Here is a 15,622-nt window from a genome sequence, read left to right as displayed (position 1 = left end):
TGATGGAACTGGCGATGGCGAGCGCGATCGGGCTGCTCACCGCGGCGGGCGTGTACCTGCTGCTGCGCGCGCGCAGCTTCGACCTGATCCTGGGCCTGACCCTGCTCTCGTACGCGACCAACCTGCTGATCTTCTCCAGCGGCCGCCTGGTGGTGGGCAAGCCGCCGGTGCTGCGCGACGGCGTGGCCACCGACCTGGCCCACTACACCGATCCGCTGCCGCAGGCGCTGGTGCTGACCGCGATCGTGATCTCCTTCGCGATGACCGCGGTGAGTATCGTCATCGCCATCCGCAGCCGCGCCGACAACCACAGCGACCACGTCGACGGCAGCATCGCCGAACGCGAGTTCCAGCTGGCCGAGCAGCGCCGCCACGAGGAGGCGCGCCTGGCCACGCTGGCGGCCGACGCGGCCCGGGCGGCATCCGCCGGCGAAGCGGCGCCCGCGCGCGAGCCGGAGGCGCGCGGATGAGCCACCTTCCGTTGCTGCCGATCCTGGTGCCGCTGGTCGCCGCCGCGCTGGCGCTGTTCTTCGAACATCGCCGCTTCGGCATGGCGCCGCAGCGCGTGGTCGCCTGGACCTCGATGGCGGCGATGCTGGTGGTCTCGATCCTGCTGGCCGAACGCGCCGCCGCCGGCGAGATCGCGGTGTACCTGGTCGGCGACTGGCCGGCCCGGCTGGGCATCGCGCTGATGGTCGACCGCCTCTCGGCGCTGATGCTGCTGGCCGCGCAGCTGCTGGGCGTGGCCTGCCTGCTGCACGCCTGCGCCGGCTGGGACCGGCGCGCGCCGCATTTCCACGCCTTCTTCCAGTTCCAGATGATGGGCCTGAGCGGCGCCTTCCTGACCGGCGACATCTTCAACCTGTTCGTGTTCTTCGAGGTGCTGCTGATCGCCTCGTACGGGCTGATGCTCAGCGGCGGCCGCGGCGAGCGCCTGCGCGCCGGCCTGCACTACGTGGCCTTCAACATCGCCGCCTCGGCGCTGTTCCTGATCGGCCTGGGCCTGGTCTACGGCCTGCTGGGCACGCTCAACATGGCCGAACTGGCGGCCCGCGTGGCCGAGCTGCCCGTGGAGGACGTCGCCCTGGTGCAGGCGGCGGCGGGCCTGCTGGTGGTGGTGTTCTGCGCCAAGGCGGCGCTGTTCCCGATGTACTTCTGGCTGCCGCAGACCTATACCCACGCGCCGGCGGCGGTGGCCGGGCTGTTCGCGATCATGACCAAGGTCGGCCTGTACGCGGTGCTGCGGGTGTGCACGCTCAGCTTCGGCACCGGCACGGTGGAAGGCTTCGCCTGGCCGGCGCTGCTGGCGCTGGGCGCCACCACCCTGGTCCTGTCCTCGCTGGGCGTGCTGGCCTCGCGCAAGCTGCGGGCGATGACCGCCTACCTGGTGCTGGGCTCGGCGGCGACGCTGTTCCTCGCCTTCGCCCTGGCCAGCGCCGGCACCGTCTCCGCCGGCCTGTACTACCTGGTGCACAGCACCTTCGCCGGCGCGGCGCTGTTCCTGCTGGCCGACCTGATCCGCCGCCGCCGCGGCCACGCCGGCGACCGCAAGGACGTGTTGGCGGCGCTGCCGGACCGCTCCGTGCCGGGCGTGCTGTACCTGCTCGCCGCCGTGTCGCTGGCCGGCCTGCCGCCGCTGTCCGGCTTCCTCGGCAAGCTGCTGCTGCTGGAGGCGGTGCCGGCCGCCAGCACCGGCTGGGTGTGGGCGCTGGTGCTGGGTAGCAGCTTCATGATGCTGGTCGGCCTGGTTCGCGCCGGCACCCGCCTGTTCTGGCGGGTGGAACCATGGCCGGACGCCTCGCCGGAGAAACTGGCCGCGTACACGCCGCTGGAGCAGATGAAGGTGGTGCCGAACCGGCCGCTGGAGACGGCCGCCACCGTGCTGCTGCTGGGCTATGGGGTGGCCATGGTGCTGGCCGCCGCGCCGCTGCTCGAGTACACCCGCGCCACCGCCGCGCAGCTGCAGTCGCCCGGCGACTACGTGCAGCAGGTGCGCGCGGCCCTGCCGGTGAGGGGGCACTGATGGCCAGGTCCTGGCGCAAGCGCTGGCTGCCCTCGCCGCCGTTGAGCGTGCTGGTGTTCTGCTTCTGGCTGCTGCTCAACGACGCAGTCAGCGCCGGCGACGCGGTGATGGGCCTGGTGCTGGCGATCCTGATCCCGCCGTTCGCCGCGCGCCTGGACCGCGAGTTCGCCCGCATCGGCAGCCTGCGCCAGGTGCCGCGGATGGTCGGTATCCTGCTGCTGGACATCGTCCGCTCCAACATCACCGTGGCCCTGCAGGTGCTCGGACCGGAGCGCGAGATCCACCCCGGCTTCATCTGGGTGCCGCTGGACATCCGCAACATCCACGGCATCGCCGTGCTGACCAGCATCATCACCCTGACCCCGGGCACCGTATCGTCGGCGCTGTCGGACGACCGCCGCTACCTGCTGGTGCACGTGCTCAACCTGGCCGACGCCGACGAGGTCGTCGCCCAGATCAAGACCCGCTACGAGAAGCCGCTGATGGAGATCTTCCCGTGACCCCGCAGGCGCTGGTCGGCTACGCCATCGTCGTCTCGATGCACCTGGTCGGGCTGTCCATGCTGATGGCGCTGTACCGGATGCTGCGCGGCCCGACCCTGCCGGACCGCATCCTCGCCCTGGACACCCTGTTCGTGGCCGCGATCGCCCAGCTGATGCTGTTCGGCATGTGGCTGGGCACGCCGGTGTACTTCGAGGCGGCGCTGGTCATCGCCATGCTCGGCTTCGTCGGCACGGTGGTGCTGAGCAAGTACGTGCTGCGCCGGGACATCGTCGAATGAGCTGGGTGTTCGCCATCGCCCTGGTGCTGCTGCTGGCCGCCGGCTGCTTCTTCATCGTGGTCGGCTCGCTCGGCCTGGTGAAGCTGTCGGAATTCTTCAAGCGCCTGCACGCGCCGACCAAGGCCAGCACCCTGGGCGTGGGCTGCGTGCTGGCGGCCTCGCTGGGCTACCACGCGCTGGCCGGCACCGATCCGCAGCCTCGAGAGCTGCTGATCACCGCGTTCCTGTTCATCACCGCGCCGATCAGCGCGCACCTGATGGCCAAGGCCGCGCTGTCGCTGCACATGGCCGAGCGCCCGCCGCAGCCGGGTACCGACGCGGCCGACGACACCAGCCGCGAGGCCAGCTGAGCGCGCTGCGCCCGGGTTCAGAGGAACAGCAGCAGCTCCAGCGCCATCCAGGCGGCGAAGACCAGCAGCAGCACCGTGCCCTCCTGGCGGCTGATGCGGTGGTCGCCGCGCAGCAGCGGGTAGACCAGCAGGGCCAGCACCAGTACCGCCGGCAGCTCGAACTTCACGAACGAGGCCGGCAGCGCCAGCGGGTGCACGGCGGCCATGCCGCCGACGATGGCCAGGGTGTTGAACAGGCTGGAGCCGATCGCGAAGCCGGCGACCATGTCGCCGTGACCGCGCCGCGCCGCGGCCACCGCCGCGGCGACCTCCGGCAGCGCGGTGCCGATCGCCACCGGCAGCAGGCCGACCATCAGCGGGCTCATGCCCCAGCCCTCGCCCAGGCGCAGGGCGCCGGACACCACCGCGCGCGCGCCGAAGTACAGCAGCACCAGGGCGATGAGCAGGCGCAGCAGGTTCAGCCCCAGGCCAGTGCGGGTGGCGGCGTGTCCGGCGATCCCAGCCTGCACCGGCTCCGGCTCGCGGTGGCCGCTGCGCAGCAGGAAGCCGGTGCTGGCGAGGAAGCCCAGCAGCAGCACGGTGCCTTCCCAGCGGTCGAGGTAGCCGTCCAGGCCGAACAGCATCACCGCCAGCGAGGCGGCCGCCAGCAGCAACAGCAGCGGCCCGAGCATCCGCGCGCGCAGCAGCAGTGGCGCGGCCAGTGCGGCCAGGCCCAGGGTCAGGCCGAGGTTGACGATGTTGCTGCCCACGGCATTGCCCAGGGCCAGGTGCGGCTGCTGCTCGTGGACCGCGCGCAGGTTCACCGCCAGTTCCGGGACCGAGGTGCCGAAGGCCACCAGCAACAGGCCGGCGACGAACGCGCGCACGCCGAAATGCTGGGCCAGCCCGGACAGGCCCTTGACCGCCGAATCGCCACCCAGCGCCAGGCCGAGCAGGCCCAGCGCGAACAGTCCCAGTGCTTCCGCCATTGCCGCTTCTCCCTGGACCGGCTCCCGGGTCCCCCGCGATCCTAGCCCGGGGCGCAGGGCACGGTCGATCCTGCGCCCTTCAGCCGCAGCCTTCCACGTAGTCGACCTGCGGCGGCAGGCCGATGCGCCAGGAGCGGACCACGCCCGCCGCGTCGGTGGCGAATACCAGCACCGCCTCGCCGTCGCCGGTCACCCGCAGGATGCGCGCGCCTTCCACGTACTTGTGCGGCTGTCCCTCGACCCGGCCCGGATACAGCGCGGCCACCGCCGCCGCATCCATGCCGACGCGACCGCCGCCGGGCGCGGCCAGCGCGGCGTCGTCCACGTCCATGCGCACGAAGCGCCCGCCCTCGAACATGAAGGCCTGGCCGAAGCCTTCGGCGCGGCCCGGATCGGTGAACAGGTAGTGGCAGGCCGCCGCGTCGGCGGCGTCCGGACCGCCTTCCAGCGGCCGGCCCCAGCCGTCGCGGAGCGCCTGCGCGTCGGCGCCCAGCGGTGCCGGCAGGCCGGCGGCCAGGTCGGACGCGGTCGCCGCCAGCGCGCCGGCGGCATGCGGCGCGGTGGCCGGCGGAACGTCTTCGGCCGGCTCGTCCCCGCCGTCGGGATCGACCGCCAGGTCGGGTGCCGCCGGCTCGCCAGCCGTCGGGGGGCGCGAGCACCCGCCGAGCAGCAGGACCAGCGCGAGCAGGCCGGCCAAGGATTTCCAAAGGGCCATCGTTTCCCCGGGCGCGGTTTGGTCAGGTGAAAGGCTGACGAAAACCGCGTCAAAGCCGGGCGAAGGCCGCGGCGGGGCAATCACCCGCGTCCGCGCCAGGGCGCTCAGGGCGTGCGGAAGTGCTTCTGCAGCCCGCGCCAGCATTCCTGGTAGTCGCGCTGGCGGTGCCCGGCTTCGAGCGCCTGCGCGGCCGGCCGGATCACGCCGCGGGTCTCGAACATGAAAGCCATGGTGTCGGTGATCACGTCCGGCCTGGACAGGTCTGCCGCAGACGCCTTCTCGAAGGTCGCCGCATCCGGGCCATGCCCGCTCATGCAGTTGTGCAGGGAGCAGCCGCCGGGGAGGAAGCCCTCGGCCTTGGCGTCGTAGGCGCCGTGCACCAGACCCATGAACTCGCTGGCCACGTTGCGGTGGAACCACGGCGGGCGGAAGGTGTGCTGCGCCACCAGCCAGCGCGGCGGGAAGATCGCGAAGTCCACGTTCGCCGTGCCCGGGGTGTCGCTGGGACCGGTGAGCACGGTGAAGATCGACGGATCCGGGTGGTCGTAGCTGATCGAGCCGATGGTGTTGAAGCGGCGCAGGTCGTAGCGGTACGGCGCGTAGTTGCCGTGCCAGCCGACCACGTCCAGCGGGCTGTGGCCGATGTCGGCGCGCCACAGGTGGCCCTGGAACTTGGCGACCAGTTCGAACCCGCCTTCCAGGTCCTCGTAAGCGGCCACCGGCGTCTCGAAGTCGCGCGGGTTGGCCAGGCCGTTGGCACCGATCGGGCCCAGGTCGGGCAGGCGCAGCGGCGCGCCGAAGTTCTCCAGCACGTAACCGCGCGAGGGGCCGTCCGGCAGCTCCACGCGGAAGCGCACGCCGCGCGGCACCACCGCGATCTGCTGCGGCTCGATCTCCAGCACGCCCATCTCGGTGGCGACGCGCAGCCGGCCCAGCTGCGGCACCAGCATCAGCTCGCCGTCGGCGTCGTAGAAATAGCGCCCCGCCATGTCGCGGTCGGCGGCGTACAGGTGGATGCCCACGCCGGCCTGCACCGCCGGCGAACCGTTGCCGGCCATGGTGTACAGGCCCTCGACGAAGTCGGCCGGCTTCGACGGCAGTGGCAGCGGATCCCAGCGCAGCTGGTCCGGCGGCACCGGGCCGTGGCCGAAGTCGTTGTGGAAGGCCGGCTGCGCGAACGGCGAGAAGCGGCCGTGCATCACCGCCGGGCGGATCCGGTACAGCCAACTGCGCCGGTTCTGCCCGCGCGGCGCGGTGAACGCGCTGCCGGACAGCTGCTCGGCATACAGCCCGTGCGCCACCCGCTGCGGCGAGTTCTGCCCGACCGGCAGCGTCCCCGCCACCGCCTCGGTGGCGAACTCGTTGCCGAAACCGGTCATGTAGGTCAGTCCATTCACAGCGTTCATCGTCGTCCGCCTTTGTCTGTCTCCCCTCTCCCGCCGGGAGAGGGGCGGGGGGGAGGGCAGGGTCCCCGACTGCATTCCAGATCGCGTCGGGAACCGCGCAGATATCTCCACAACCTTCGTCCGGCCTCCGTCCGCCCGCTCCGGCTGGCGGGCGTTCCGAAGGAGAATCGTGGGGAGCGGGGGGAGGTCGCCATGATCCCTCCCCTCTCCCTTACCCCTCCCCCGGAGGGAGAGGGGATCTGCCCATCGTTCTGTCAGAGCACCCCGCGGCGCATCTGGTCGCGCTCGATGCTCTCGAACAACGCCTGGAAGTTGCCTTCGCCAAAGCCCTGGTTGCCCTTGCGCTGGATGATCTCGAAGAAGATCGGGCCGATCGCGTTCTGGGTGAAGATCTGCAGCAGCTTGCGCTTCTTCGTCTCCGGGTCGGCATCGATCAGGATGCGGTTCCTGCGCAGGCGCTCCAGGTCCTCGCCGTGCTCGGGGATGCGCTGGTCGATCACCTCGAAGTAGGTGTCCGGGGTGTCGAGGAACTCGACGCCGGCCTCGCGCATCTGCTCGACCGTCTCGTAGATGTCGTCGGTGAAGCAGGCCACGTGCTGGATGCCTTCGCCGTGGTACGCGTCCAGGTACTCGTTGATCTGCGACTTCGGGTCGGAGGACTCGTTGAGCGGGATGCGCACCATGCCGTCCGGCGCGGTCATCGCCTTGGACAGCAGGCCGGTCTTGGCGCCCTTGATATCGAAGTAGCGGATCTCGCGGAAGTTGAACAGCCGCTCGTAGTAGTCCGCCCACTTGGCCATGTTGCCCTGGTACAGGTTGTGGGTCAGGTGGTCGATGAAGGTCAGGCCGAAGCCCTTCGGCATCAGCTCCACGCCGGGCACGTATTCGTAGTCCGGGTCGTGGATGGTGCCCTTGTCGTCGTAGCGGTCGACCAGGTACAGCATGCAGCCGCCGATGCCCTTGATCACCGGCGCGGCGACGGCCTTGGTCAGCTCGTCCTCCGGCGCGAACGGCTCGGCGCCGTTCTTCAAGGTCTGGGTGCGCACCCAGTCGGCCAGCTTCTTCACCCGGATGGCGAAGCCGCAGGCGCTGGGGCCGTGCTCGGCGGCGAAGCGCGCGGCGAACGAATCCGGATCCTCGTTGACCAGGAAGGTGCAGTCGCCCTGGCGGTAGGTGCTGATCGGGCGGGTCTTGTGGCGCGCGACCTGGACGAAGCCCAGCTTGCGGAAGTAGTCGTGCAGCAGCTGGCCCTGCCCCTGCGGCGCGGCGAACTCGACGAACTCGAAGCCGTCGATGCCCATCGGGTTCTCGAACAGCTCGGCGGGGGCATCCGCGCCCGGGCCGGCGGCGGAGGTGTGGAGGACTTGCGATTGCGCGGTCATGATGGCTTCCTGAACACCCCGCCGGGGAAGCGGGGTTCTGTCGAAACGCTCTTTATAGTTACGTCTGCAACCATAAGCAAGGTGCCCTGCCGCAATGTCTGCTTCCAATGCTCCTGACACCGCGCCTGCGGGCGCCTCCGGCCACGCGGAACTGGCGCTGGAGAACTTCCTGCCATACCGGTTGAGCGTGCTCTCCAACCGGGTCAGCCAGACCATCGCCGACCTCTACCAGAAGCGTTTCGGCCTGGCGATCACCGAATGGCGGGTGATGGCCGTGCTCGGCCGCTTCCCCGACCTGTCGGCCAACGAGGTCGCCGAGCGCACCGCGATGGACAAGGTCGCGGTCAGCCGTGCGGTCGCGCGCCTGCTCGAACGCGGGCTGATCAAGCGCGAGATCCACAGCGACGACCGCCGCCGCTCCGTGCTCGCGCTTTCCGACGTGGGCTACACCGTCTACGACGAGGTCGCGCCGCTGGCGCTGGCCTGCGAGCAGCGGCTGATCGCCACCCTCGACGCCGAGGAACGCGCCACCCTCGACCGCCTGCTGCAGAAGCTGTCCGGCCCCGGCCTGGCGGCGCTGCGCGACGGCACCTGATCCGCCGCACGGGAAACGCGGACCGCAAAAGGAAACGGCGCCCCCCAAGGGCGCCGTTCCTTCATCCACCGGATGCGGGCTCCGGCGTCGCGGGCTGTTCCGGTGGCGTCCATTCCTCGAGGAAGGCGCGGATCCTGCGCCGGTCCGGCTTGCCCTTGCGCAGCAGCTCGCCCTCGCCGCTGGACTGTTCGTGCAGCACCTGCGCGTCGGCATCCAGCACCAGCAGGTGCGGTGCCGGCGCTTCGGCGCTGCCCGGGTAACGGGCGAGGAAATCGGCGTTTGCCGCCGCGCTGCGGTCGACCTTGACCCAGATGAAGCCGGCATCGCGCAGGTGGCGCAGCGGCGCCTCGCCCTCGATCGCCTCGTCCAGCGCCGCGCATTCGCCGCAGCTGGCATCGCCCAGCTCCAGCACGATGCGGCGGTTGCCGCGCTTGGCCTCGACCTTGGCGGTCTCCAGGTCGTTGGCGGCGCTGCGGTTCGGGTCGAAGGCCGCGCCGAGCGCGGCGATGGCGGCGATGTCGGCCGCCGCGCGCGTGTTGCCGGAGGCGACCCGCTCGCTCGTGTCGGCCACCGGCGGCTTCTGCGGCGTGGTGTCCACCGGCAGCGGCGGACCCGACGGCGGCGGCGGCTCTTGGCCGCTGCAGGCGGCCAGCAAGGCCACGACCAGGGCCGCCGGGAGCATCGTGCGGACGCCCGCCGCCATCCTCACTTCACCCCGTGCATCAGCTTCTGGATCAGCGGCGCGATCAGGAACAGCAGCACGCCGGCGCCCAGCAGCGCCCAGAAGCCGAAGGTGTAGCCGGCCAGCGCCGACTCGGTGGTCATGCCGCCCTCGCCGCTGACGCTGGAGGCGAAGATGCCCGACAGGTTGTTGCCGATGGCGATCGACAGGAACCAGCCGCCCATGGCCAGGCCGGTCAGCTTGGCCGGGGCCAGCTTGGTGGTCATCGACAGGCCGATCGGCGACAGGCACAGCTCGCCCACCGACTGGATGACGTAGACCATGAACAGGGTCCAGAACGGGATCTTCAGCGTGGCCGGGTCGACCAGGCTGGACAGGGCGAACATCAGCAGCAGGAAGGCCAGGCCGTTGAAGATCAGGCCCAGGCCGAACTTGCGCGGGATCGACGGGTTGGCGGACTTGCCTGTTGTACGCAAATCAAGCACTACGGAGTAGACGACAAGCGCAAGCAGGCCGAGCCCGACTACAGAAACCAGTGCCCACATCCAGAGCGGAGCCCCAGACGCGGCCATGGCCCCAGCCACGCGCAGGCCGGCGAAGGTCAGGATAACGAACCCGGCCACCGCCGCGGCGAGTGCGAGCAGCCGCGAGGTGCGCTCGGCCAGCGAAATCCCAGCCAACTTCACCCACAGCCAGGCGATGATCGGCGCCAGGGTGATGATGGCGATCGAGTTCACCGACTGGAACCAGCCGACCGGGAAGATCCAGCCGCCGAAGTCGCGGTTGACGATGTTCTGGGCGAGGAAGTTGAACGAGCTGCCGGCCTGCTCGAAGAACATCCAGAACAGCACGTTGAAGCCGAAGATGATCAGCATCGCGATCACCATGTCGCGCTGCACCTTGCCCTCGCGGATGCCCTCGACCAGCAGCATGATCGCCGGGGCGACGAACAGCGCGATCAGGATCCAGTTGAGCACGCCGGCGCCGATGGTCAGCAGCCAGTAGTACACCGGGATGGCGACCAGCGCGCCGACGATGACCATGGCCACGCGGCCCAGGCCGGTGGCCTCGGCCGGGGCCGCGCCGATGCCCTTGAGCTGGCTGCGGCCGAACCAGAACCACAGCAGGCTGAACAGCATGCCGATGCCCGAGGCGATGAACACCACCTTGTAGGCCGGCAGCTCCGGGGTGCCGCCGAACATGCGCTCGGCCAGCCAGCCGGTCAGGATCGGGGCGATGAAGGCACCGAGGTTGATGCCCATGTAGAAGATGGTGAAGCCCGAGTCGCGGCGCTGGTCCTCGGTGGCGTAGAGCTTGCCGACCATGGTGGAGATGATCGGCTTGAACAGGCCGTTGCCGACGATGATCGTGGCCAGGCCCAGCTTCAGCATGGTCTCGCTGGGGGCCATGATCATGAACAGGCCGGCCGCCATGAAGGAGGCGCCGACCAGGATCGACCGCTGGTAGCCGATCAGCTTGTCGGCCACGTAGCCGCCGAAGATCGCCGCCGCGTACACCAGCGCCAGGTAGGCGCCGTACAGCTCGCTGGCCGGGGCCTCGCCCTTGGCGTCGCCGTTGTAGAACTGGGCGACGATGTACAGCACCAGCGCCCAGCGCATGCCGTAGAAGGCGAAGCGTTCCCAGAACTCGGTCATGAACAGCATCCACAGCGGGCGCGGATGGCCCATGACCTGGGCGAACTCGGGGATGGACGGGTTGCGCGGCGGTGCCGCGACCTTGGGCTCGACGACGTCGGCGCTCATGGAATTCCTTGTGGCTTCGATACTGGCGGGGCGACCCGCGGGGTCGGGCGAGCATCCCCGACGCGGCGCCGTGCGTCAATGCGGAAACGCCGCCGGCGGCGCGGCGACGAGGCGGCTTCCCCTTGCATTTCAGCCGTTTGCCCGCGCCCCGCGGCCGTGGAGGCCGCGTTCAGCCCGGCCCGATGCTGGTCCGCACCGCGAAAAGCTCGGGGAAAAACGTCAGTTCCAGCGCATCGCGCAGGAACCCCACGCCGCTGGAACCGCCGGTGCCGCGCTTGAAGCCGATGATCCGCATCACCGTGCGCATGTGGCGGAAGCGCCACAGCTGGAACTGGGTCTCCAGGTCCACCAGGTCCTCGCACAGCGAGTACTCGCGCCAGTAGCGGTCGGTGTCCTCGTAGATCCGCTCGAACACCGGCAGCAGCGCCGGATCGGAGACGTGGGCCACGGTCCAGTCCCGGCTCCGGTCCAGGTACTGCGCCGGGATCGCGTGGCCGAAGCGGGCCAGGTAGCGCAGGAACTCCTCGTACAGGCTCGGCGCCTCCAGCTCGGCGCGCAGCGCCGCCTGCCCGGCGGGGTCGTGGGCGAACACCTTGACCATGTCCGGGTTCTTGTTGCCCAGCAGGAACTCGATGGCGCGGTACTGCAGCGACTGGAAGCCCGAGGACGGGCCCAGCAGGTCGCGGAAGCCCATGTACTCGGAGGGCGTCATCGTCTCCAGCACCGACCACTGCTCGACCAGCTGGCGCAGCACCTGCTTGCCGCGGGCCATGACCTTGCGGCACTGCCAGACCTGGTCGGCGCGCATGAACACCCTGGCGGCCTGCAGCTCGTGCATCAGCAGCTTCAGCCACAGCTCCGAGACCTGGTGCTGGATGATGAACAGCATCTCGTCGTGGTGCGGCGGGTCCGACAGCGGCTTCTGTGCGGACAGCAGGCGGTCCAGCTGCAGGTAGCCGGCGTAGGTCATCCGCCCTTCCAGGTCGGTGTGGATGCCCGGTTCGAGGGGACGCTGGTTCTTGTCCAGGCTCATCGGCAGGAGTCGCATAGTGGGGCCGCAGAGGGTAACCCAGCCGCTCTCGCGGCCCGCCTGCCCACCGTTGTCATGCCTGGACGGCGGCGTCGCGGCGCCGCGCAAGTCCGCGGAACACAAGGGTTGTTGCAGCGCAGGGCGGGTTTTCAGCCTCGAGTCCGTACCATGTGCAACTTTCCCGTATGCAGTTCGCGCCCCCGGTGACGCACGCGATGACCCTCGCCGCAAGTTTCGAAATCCAGTACCTCCGCTACCTCGGACCGGATGGCACGCCGGTCCGGGAATTCCCCCCTGCCCTGCGCGATCCGGCGGTGCTGCTGCCGCTGTTCAAGCAGATGCTGTACGTGCGCCATTTCGACACCAAGGCCGTGGCGCTTCAGCGCACCGGCAAGCTCGGCACCTACGCCTCCTGCCTGGGCCACGAGGCCACCCACGTCGGCATCGGCGCCGCGATGGCCGAGGACGACGTCTACGCCCCCAGCTACCGCGAATACGGCACCCTGTTCATGCGTGGCGTGCGCCCGCGCGAGGTCCTGCTCTACTGGGGCGGCGACGAGCGCGGCAACGACTTCCAGGAAGGCGGCGCGCGCCACGACTTCCCGTTCTGCGTGCCGATCTCCACCCAATGCCTGCACGCGGCCGGCGCGGCGCTGTCGTTCAAGCTGCGCGGCCAGCCCAACGTGGCCGTGGCCACCTGCGGCGACGGCGGCACCTCCAAGACCGACTTCTACGCCGCGCTCAACTCCGCCGGCGCCTACCGGCTGCCGCTGGTGCTGGGCGTGGTCAACAACGGCTGGGCCATCTCGGTGCCGCGCTCGGCGCAGACCGGCGCGCAGACCCTGGCGCAGAAGGGCATCGCCGGCGGCCTGCACTGCCTGCAGGTGGACGGCAACGACCTGGTCGCGGTGCTGGAAGGCATGCGCCAGGCCGTCGAACGCGCCCGCAACGGCGGCGGTGGCACCGTCATCGAGTTCATGACCTACCGCCTGTCCGACCACACCACCGCCGACGACGCGCGCCGCTACCGCGACGACGCCGAGGTCAAGGCCGCCTGGCAGGAGGAGCCGATCGCCCGCCTGCGTACCTGGCTCACCGCGCACGGCGCGTGGAGCGAGGCCGAGGAAGCGGCCTGGAAGGAGGAATGCGACCGCCTGATCGCCATCGAGGTGGACGCCTACCTGGCCACCCCGGTGCAACCGGTGGAAGCCATGTTCGATTACCTGTACGCGGATCCGCCGCCGGAGCTGCTGGCCCAGCGGGCTGCCGCGATGGCCCTTGAACAGCGTGCCCTGGAGCAGCGCCATGGATGACATCCGCAGCCACCACCGCGACACCCAGGCCGGGCCGGTCGACAATGGCCTCGGCCACGACGCCTCGCGCGCCCACGACCGTGGAGCCCAGCCGATGACCGCCACGCCCACCGCCGCGCCGATCACCCTGATCGAGGCCATCACCCAGGCGCTGGCCTGGGAACTGGAACACGACCCGTCGGTGCTGGTGCTGGGCGAGGACGTGGGCGTCAACGGCGGCGTGTTCCGCGCCACCGCCGGCCTGCAGCAGAAGTTCGGCCCGCAGCGCGTGCTCGACACGCCGCTGGACGAGACCACCATCGCCGGCCTGTCGGTCGGCCTGGCCGCGCAGGGCATGAAGCCGGTGGCCGAAGCCCAGTTCGACGGCTTCGTCTACCCGATGGTCGATCACCTGGTCTGCCACGCCGCGCGCCTGCGCAACCGCACCCGCGGCCGCCTGCACTGCCCGATGGTGCTGCGCGTGCCGTGGGGCGGCGGCATCCGCGCGCCGGAGCACCACAGCGAGGCCAACGAGGCGATCTTCACCAACGTCCCGGGCCTGCGCGTGGTCATGCCGTCCTCGCCGCAGCGCGCCTACGGCCTGCTGCTGGCCGCGATCCGCGAGCCGGACCCGGTCATCTACATGGAGCCGAAGCGGATCTACCGCCAGTACAAGGAAGTGGTCGCCAACGACGGCGAGGCGCTGCCGCTGGACGTGTGCTTCGTGCTGCGCGACGGCACCGACGTGACCCTGGTCGCCTGGGGCGCGCAGGTGAAGGAAGCGCTGGAGGCCGCCGACGCCCTGGCGAAGGAAGGCATCAGCGCCGAGGTGATCGACGTGGCCACGCTGCGTCCGCTGGACTTCGACACCATCGCCGAATCGGTCTCGCGCACCGGCCGCTGCGTGATCGTGCAGGAAGCCCCGCGCACCGCCGGCTTCGGCGCCGAGATCGCCGCGCGCCTGGCCGAGCAGTCGATGTACGACCTGGTCGCGCCGGTCGAGCGCGTCACCGGCTACGACACGCACATCCCGCTGTTCCGGCTGGAAATGAAGTACCTGCCGGGCGTGGACCGGATCGTCGCCGCCGCGCGCCGCGCGGTCGCGCACGGCTGATCCCTCCCGGTGCCGCGGCCCCGGCCGCGGTACCTTTGAACCCGACCTGCCGGCGCGGCGCCTTCGCCGCGCCCGCCCAGACCTGCCAGAGTACTCCGCATGAGCCAGACCAAGACCTTCCACCTGCCCGACCTGGGCGAAGGCCTGCCGGACGCCACCATCGTCGAGTGGTTCGTCAAGGAAGGCGACACCATCCGCCTGGACGAGCCGCTGGTCTCGATGGAGACCGCCAAGGCCGTGGTCGAGGTGCCCTCGCCGGTGTCCGGCAAGGTGCTGAAGCTGGCCGGCGGCCCGGGCGACGTGGTCGTCACCGGCGCGATGCTGGCCGTGTTCGAACCCGATCCCTCGCTGCCGCAGCGCGCCGAAGGCCAGGACACCGGCCACCACCACGGCGGCGCGCCTGCCGCGCCGGCCAAGGCCACCGCCAGCGATGACGGCGGCGAGGTGGGGACCTCGCCCGCTCCGTCCGAGGCGCGCGGCGGCGACGCCGGCACCGTGGTCGGCGCGATGCAGACCTCCGACGCGGTGCACGCCGAGCAGGCGGTCGCGGTCGGCGGCGTGAAGGCGATGCCGGCCGTGCGCGCGCTGGCGAAGAAGCTGGGTGTGGACCTGGCGCGGGTGCAGCCCACCGGCGCCGAAGGCACCGTGACCCTGGCCGACGTGAAGCAGGCCGCGGCCGATCCGTCGCGCCTCCTCGCCTCTGCCACCGGGAGCGGCGCCGGCGGCGAGGCCCGGGTGGCGCAGGCCGCGGCGCCGGCCCCCGCGTCTGCTCCCCAGCAGCGCACCCCGGTTTCCGCCTCGGGCCGCCCGATGCGCACCCGCCCGCCGGGCAGCGCCGCCGCGCCGGCCAGCGGCCAGCCGGAACAGCTCAAGGGCGTGCGCCGCAACATGGCGCGGGTGATGGCCAACTCGCACAGCAAGGTCGTGCCGACCACCCTGGTCGACGACGCCGACCTGCACGCCTGGATCGGCAAGCAGGACATCACCGCGCGCCTGGTCCGCGCGATCGTCGCCGCATGCAAGGCGGTGCCGGCGCTCAACGCCTGGTTCGACGGCGAGGCGCTGGCGGTGACCCGCCATCCGCACGTGGACGTGGGTATCGCGGTCGACACCGACGACGGCCTGTTCGTGCCGGCGCTGCGCAATGCCGACATGCTCGACGCGCGCGGCATCCGCGAAGGCATCAACCGCCTGCGCGCCCAGGTCGAGGACCGCAGCATCGCCGCCAGCGAGCTGTCCGGCTACACCATCTCGCTGTCCAACTTCGGCATGTTCGCCGGCCGCTACGCCACCCCGGTGGTGGTGCCGCCGTGCGTGGCCATCGTCGGCGCCGGCAGGCTCAGCCACGACGTGGTCGCGGTGATGGGCGGCATCGAGGTGCACCGCCGCCTGCCGATCTCGCTGACCTTCGACCACCGCGCCGCCACCGGCGGCGAAGCCGCCCGCTTCCTCAAGGCGCTCCTCGACGACATGTCGCTCCCCAACTGAGCGACACCGCCGGAAAGAGAAGCAGCGGAGCCC

The 15,622-nt window shown here is 70.8% G+C and carries 14 protein-coding genes and 3 pseudogenes; 9 read left to right on the top strand and 8 right to left on the bottom strand.

Features of this window, described 5'->3' with window-relative positions:
• Positions 1–2 precede the first annotated feature (2 nt).
• The 5 genes and pseudogenes from PSEJ35_RS0109405 to PSEJ35_RS0109385 all read left to right on the top strand — a co-directional run.
• Positions 3–326, top strand: a pseudogene (locus tag PSEJ35_RS0109405) (Na+/H+ antiporter subunit C); the annotation flags it as partial.
• A 140-nt stretch (positions 327–466) separates the two neighbouring features.
• On the top strand, positions 467–2,023 hold the full coding sequence (locus PSEJ35_RS0109400) for a monovalent cation/H+ antiporter subunit D (RefSeq protein ID WP_028917556.1): 1,557 nt from the start codon (positions 467–469) through the stop codon (positions 2,021–2,023).
• Entirely contained in the window at positions 2,023–2,523 is a 501-nt protein-coding gene (locus PSEJ35_RS0109395) for a Na+/H+ antiporter subunit E (RefSeq protein ID WP_037082948.1), read from the top strand. Before PSEJ35_RS0109400 ends, PSEJ35_RS0109395 begins: the two co-directional genes overlap by 1 nt.
• Positions 2,524–2,561: 38 nt before the next feature.
• Entirely contained in the window at positions 2,562–2,804 is a 243-nt protein-coding gene (locus PSEJ35_RS0109390) for a K+/H+ antiporter subunit F (protein WP_232207628.1), read from the top strand.
• Positions 2,801–3,154: a Na+/H+ antiporter subunit G gene (locus PSEJ35_RS0109385; RefSeq protein ID WP_028917553.1), complete on the top strand. Its 354-nt coding sequence runs from the start codon at positions 2,801–2,803 to the stop codon at positions 3,152–3,154. Before PSEJ35_RS0109390 ends, PSEJ35_RS0109385 begins: the two co-directional genes overlap by 4 nt.
• A 17-nt stretch (positions 3,155–3,171) precedes the next feature.
• Here PSEJ35_RS0109385 and PSEJ35_RS0109380 read toward each other — a convergent pair whose 3' ends face one another.
• The 4 genes from PSEJ35_RS0109380 to hppD form a co-directional block, all read right to left on the bottom strand.
• Complete coding sequence (locus tag PSEJ35_RS0109380; RefSeq protein WP_028917552.1) at positions 3,172–4,122, bottom strand: sodium:calcium antiporter; 951 nt, start codon at positions 4,120–4,122, stop codon at positions 3,172–3,174.
• Positions 4,123–4,201: 79 nt separating this feature from the next.
• Positions 4,202–4,819, bottom strand: a complete 618-nt coding sequence (locus PSEJ35_RS0109375) for a hypothetical protein (RefSeq protein WP_028917551.1) — start codon at positions 4,817–4,819, stop codon at positions 4,202–4,204.
• A 122-nt stretch (positions 4,820–4,941) separates the two neighbouring features.
• Positions 4,942–6,243, bottom strand: a complete 1,302-nt coding sequence (hmgA, locus tag PSEJ35_RS0109370; RefSeq protein ID WP_037082942.1) for a homogentisate 1,2-dioxygenase — start codon at positions 6,241–6,243, stop codon at positions 4,942–4,944.
• 254 nt (positions 6,244–6,497) lie between these two features.
• Positions 6,498–7,625, bottom strand: coding sequence for a 4-hydroxyphenylpyruvate dioxygenase (gene hppD / locus PSEJ35_RS0109365; RefSeq protein WP_028917549.1), 1,128 nt, complete (start codon positions 7,623–7,625; stop codon positions 6,498–6,500).
• A gap of 94 nt (positions 7,626–7,719) precedes the next feature.
• On the opposite strand from hppD, the gene PSEJ35_RS0109360 reads away from it, so the two are divergent.
• A complete protein-coding gene (locus PSEJ35_RS0109360) occupies positions 7,720–8,220 on the top strand; it encodes a MarR family winged helix-turn-helix transcriptional regulator (protein WP_024868712.1) in 501 nt (166 codons plus the stop codon).
• 61 nt (positions 8,221–8,281) lie between these two features.
• Here the strand turns inward: PSEJ35_RS0109360 and PSEJ35_RS15935 are convergent, their stop codons facing one another.
• The 4 genes and pseudogenes from PSEJ35_RS15935 to PSEJ35_RS0109345 form a co-directional block, all read right to left on the bottom strand.
• Positions 8,282–8,923 carry a thioredoxin family protein gene (locus tag PSEJ35_RS15935; RefSeq protein WP_037082940.1) on the bottom strand — a complete coding sequence of 214 codons (642 nt, stop codon included), beginning with the start codon at positions 8,921–8,923 and terminating at the stop codon, positions 8,282–8,284.
• A 2-nt stretch (positions 8,924–8,925) separates the two neighbouring features.
• Positions 8,926–9,399: pseudogene (locus PSEJ35_RS17845) on the bottom strand (MFS transporter); the annotation flags it as partial.
• Positions 9,385–10,665 (bottom strand): annotated as a pseudogene (locus tag PSEJ35_RS0109350) (oligopeptide:H+ symporter); the annotation flags it as partial. The pseudogenes PSEJ35_RS17845 and PSEJ35_RS0109350, both read right to left, overlap by 15 nt.
• 169 nt (positions 10,666–10,834) lie before the next feature.
• Positions 10,835–11,698 carry a tryptophan 2,3-dioxygenase family protein gene (locus PSEJ35_RS0109345; RefSeq protein ID WP_028917547.1) on the bottom strand — a complete coding sequence of 288 codons (864 nt, stop codon included), beginning with the start codon at positions 11,696–11,698 and terminating at the stop codon, positions 10,835–10,837.
• A gap of 212 nt (positions 11,699–11,910) precedes the next feature.
• Between PSEJ35_RS0109345 and pdhA the strand changes: the two genes are divergently transcribed.
• The 3 genes from pdhA (at position 11,911) to PSEJ35_RS0109330 (ending at position 15,589) form a co-directional block, all read left to right on the top strand.
• A complete protein-coding gene (gene pdhA, locus PSEJ35_RS0109340; RefSeq protein WP_028917546.1) occupies positions 11,911–13,008 on the top strand; it encodes a pyruvate dehydrogenase (acetyl-transferring) E1 component subunit alpha in 1,098 nt (365 codons plus the stop codon).
• A gap of 94 nt (positions 13,009–13,102) precedes the next feature.
• Entirely contained in the window at positions 13,103–14,101 is a 999-nt protein-coding gene (locus PSEJ35_RS0109335) for an alpha-ketoacid dehydrogenase subunit beta (protein ID WP_156924787.1), read from the top strand.
• Positions 14,102–14,200: 99 nt separating this feature from the next.
• Entirely contained in the window at positions 14,201–15,589 is a 1,389-nt protein-coding gene (locus PSEJ35_RS0109330) for a dihydrolipoamide acetyltransferase family protein (RefSeq protein ID WP_028917544.1), read from the top strand.
• Positions 15,590–15,622 lie beyond the last annotated feature (33 nt).

The sequence above is a fragment of the Pseudoxanthomonas sp. J35 genome (assembly GCF_000513995.1).
Classification (GTDB): Bacteria; Pseudomonadota; Gammaproteobacteria; order Xanthomonadales; family Xanthomonadaceae; genus Pseudoxanthomonas.
This window is presented reverse-complemented; position numbering and strand designations above follow the sequence as displayed.

Coding starts and splice junctions, on each gene's coding strand:
- PSEJ35_RS0109400 (WP_028917556.1), top strand. CDS start 467: ATGAGCCACCTTCCGTTGCTGCCGATCCTGGTGCCGCTGGTCGCCGCC.
- PSEJ35_RS0109395 (WP_037082948.1), top strand. CDS start 2,023: ATGGCCAGGTCCTGGCGCAAGCGCTGGCTGCCCTCGCCGCCGTTGAGC.
- PSEJ35_RS0109390 (WP_232207628.1), top strand. CDS start 2,562: ATGCACCTGGTCGGGCTGTCCATGCTGATGGCGCTGTACCGGATGCTG.
- PSEJ35_RS0109385 (WP_028917553.1), top strand. CDS start 2,801: ATGAGCTGGGTGTTCGCCATCGCCCTGGTGCTGCTGCTGGCCGCCGGC.
- PSEJ35_RS0109380 (WP_028917552.1), bottom strand. CDS start 4,122: ATGGCGGAAGCACTGGGACTGTTCGCGCTGGGCCTGCTCGGCCTGGCG.
- hmgA (WP_037082942.1), bottom strand. CDS start 6,243: ATGAACGCTGTGAATGGACTGACCTACATGACCGGTTTCGGCAACGAG.
- hppD (WP_028917549.1), bottom strand. CDS start 7,625: ATGACCGCGCAATCGCAAGTCCTCCACACCTCCGCCGCCGGCCCGGGC.
- PSEJ35_RS0109360 (WP_024868712.1), top strand. CDS start 7,720: ATGTCTGCTTCCAATGCTCCTGACACCGCGCCTGCGGGCGCCTCCGGC.
- PSEJ35_RS15935 (WP_037082940.1), bottom strand. CDS start 8,923: ATGGCGGCGGGCGTCCGCACGATGCTCCCGGCGGCCCTGGTCGTGGCC.
- PSEJ35_RS0109345 (WP_028917547.1), bottom strand. CDS start 11,698: ATGAGCCTGGACAAGAACCAGCGTCCCCTCGAACCGGGCATCCACACC.
- pdhA (WP_028917546.1), top strand. CDS start 11,911: ATGACCCTCGCCGCAAGTTTCGAAATCCAGTACCTCCGCTACCTCGGA.
- PSEJ35_RS0109335 (WP_156924787.1), top strand. CDS start 13,103: ATGACCGCCACGCCCACCGCCGCGCCGATCACCCTGATCGAGGCCATC.
- PSEJ35_RS0109330 (WP_028917544.1), top strand. CDS start 14,201: ATGAGCCAGACCAAGACCTTCCACCTGCCCGACCTGGGCGAAGGCCTG.